The organism is Methylomonas rosea (assembly GCF_024505055.1).
GTDB classification, from domain to species: domain Bacteria; phylum Pseudomonadota; class Gammaproteobacteria; order Methylococcales; family Methylomonadaceae; genus Methylomonas; species Methylomonas rosea.
Window position 1 is genome coordinate 1 of the sequence record NZ_JANIBL010000136.1, and the last position, 1,886, is coordinate 1,886.

1 protein-coding gene is annotated in these 1,886 nt (G+C 52.2%); it reads right to left on the reverse strand.

Annotation, left to right across the window (positions count from 1 at the left end; genetic code table 11):
* Nucleotides 1-273: 273 nt before the first annotated feature.
* Nucleotides 274-1,650 (reverse strand): hypothetical protein, encoded by a 1,377-nt coding sequence (locus NP589_RS21455; RefSeq protein ID WP_256608794.1) that lies wholly within the window; start codon nucleotides 1,648-1,650, stop codon nucleotides 274-276.
* Between the last annotated feature and the right edge of the window lie 236 nt (nucleotides 1,651-1,886).

A 1,886-nucleotide genomic window follows, 5' to 3' on the forward strand; every position in this document is an offset into this window, starting at 1 on the left:
TAAAGCAAGCAGCCCCTATGCAATCAAGGTTTCGAAAGACAATGTCCTGCAATTGCCGATGCGAATTTGGGGCCAGCGCCCCGACACCCTCGAATCCGCTGACGCTACATCGAGACTACAATCGCCCCACAGCGTTGCAGTCACTGACCATAGATATGCAATTATCGACTTATGGCGGGCTGGAGCCACTGGCAGGTTTCAATTGGAATCGGAACGGATTAAACAGCCGGGCTAGCAGAGGCTGCCCGGCCGATTTTTAAACAGCGGAAACTATCATTTCCACTTTTTCAGCAACCCTTTTAACCCGGCAGGCTTGGCTGGTTCGACTGCGGCGGCGACTGTTTCGACAATCGGCTCCGGCTCCACGGCTGCCGGTTCGGACTCGACCGCAAGCTCTGCCGGTTTGCTTTTACCGAACAAACTTTTCAACTTACCGCCCACGCCGGCCGCCGGTTCTTTAACCGCTTCGGCGGCAGTTTCCGCGATTTCCACCGCATTTTCTTTAAGCTCAACAGCCGCTTCCATTATAGGTGCAGCGATTTCTTCCAGTTCTTCCTGGATAGCCTCGGCAGCGACTTCGGTCTGTGTGCCCAGCTTTTGATCCAACTTGGCCATTTGCTGCATGGTGTTGTTCAACATTTGCTTGAACTTGCCGAAACCGCCGCTTTTCTCGGCCAATTTATCGACAGACGACTGCTTCGCCGGTGCCGGCTCGGCCACCACTGGTTTGGGCTTATCGACAACCGGCGCAACTTCGCGCTCGACCGGCTTTGGCGGCTCGACAGGTGCCTGAACCACAGTAGGCTCAACAACAGCCGGGGATGGCTGGATAACGGCGGGGGCTTCGCTGATAACTACTTTTGGCTCCGGTTGCGATACCGGCTGCGAGTGAGCCACCGCAGGCGCTGCCGATTGTTTGGCCGAATCGGCGTAACGCGCCAGTTCGGCTTGATGTTTTGCGAGGGTATCCGCCAACAATTTCTCGGCGCTGGCTTGATCGCGTTCGCGCAGAATTTTTTGCTCTTCCACCGCCAATTCCAGTTTATTCAGCTGTTCGGTTTGCGACTCCAAGCGTAACTGCAACGGCCCCAATAGCGCATCTTTTTCGGCCAGTTTGGCCGTTTCCGCCCACAGAGCCAGTTGCAGCTCGGTTTTGCCTTGCTGTTCGGCTTTAAAGCGTTCGGTAATTTGCGCGGTAAGCGCGAAATAGCGCGGCCACAATTCCGTCGATTGCAGATCGTTAGCGGCAGGTAAAGCAGGCTCGGTCAATTCAAAACTACCGGCCAGGGTTTTGACGCTGTCGATTACTTGCCGATTTGCCTGTACTAGCTTCTCTTCCAGACTGGCTGCCTGTTGCGCTTTGTCCTCGGCAGCAGTTTGGGCATCCTGTAACTGCTCGATATTGACAGTTAATTGTTCTTGCAAGGCTTGCTGCTGCTGTTGCGCGGCATCGAAATCGGCTTGTAAGGCGATGCGCGCTTTTAAATTGATGGCATTAGTTTTCTTTAAAAAATAAATCCTGATACTGTAAAACATCGCCGTCAGCAACCAAACGGCAAGCGCTAAAGCACCGGCATATTCCTGGTTTTCCAGCGTTAATCGATACCAATCCGACAGTATGCTTTGAATCATGGGCAAATAAGCTTCCATAAATAATCCTGGCTAATATAGTTTTTATAATAATGATGTAGGCTTCCGACCAGGAACAGCAGATAGCTAACCTGAGACAGACGAAAGCCAGTATATCAGTTTGACTCTGCAACTTTACCGTAAGCTGCTGGAATACGACAGAAAAATGCCGACGAAAAAACTGCTGCACAGTGTCTGGAGCGATTCATAGCAGCCTCGGCAAACCCAAGATTGCTTGTTTATGTCCGGGCTTTATC

What these genes read in the sequence shown, in the direction of transcription:
- NP589_RS21455 (WP_256608794.1), bottom strand. Translation starts at nt 1,650, where the DNA reads ATGGAAGCTTATTTGCCCATGATTCAAAGCATACTGTCGGATTGGTAT.